Origin of the sequence: Streptomyces sp. GbtcB7 (assembly GCF_019091445.1) — a bacterium.
Lineage (GTDB): Bacteria > Actinomycetota > Actinomycetes > Streptomycetales > Streptomycetaceae > Streptomyces > Streptomyces mirabilis.
In genome coordinates this window covers 1-253 of sequence record NZ_JAGXJM010000416.1, presented here as the reverse complement: position 1 = coordinate 253, position 253 = coordinate 1, and the positions used below count along the sequence as shown (strand labels likewise).

Genomic DNA, 253 nt, shown 5'->3' with positions numbered 1-253 from the left:
CACCGAAGTGCGACGAGCCCTCACCGACCCCTTCGCCTGCCATACCATCGAGTCGTACGGAATCTCCGAGGCGTCATCGGCGGCCGCCGCGACACCCGCAGACCGCCCCGGCAAGCCGGCCTCGGTCGGACAGCCGATCTGGGGCACCGCCGTCCTGATCGCCGACGACGACGGAAAGCCCTGCCCGACGGGCGAGCGGGGGGAGATCCTTGCCCGGGGCGTCGGGGTCATGACGGGCTACCACAACCTTCCC

At 71.1% G+C, this 253-nt stretch carries 1 protein-coding gene; it reads left to right on the top strand.

What is annotated here, in order from left to right:
- A partial coding sequence (locus tag KVT44_RS56405; RefSeq protein WP_217577058.1) for an AMP-binding protein occupies positions 1-253 on the top strand: 253 nt, incomplete at both ends.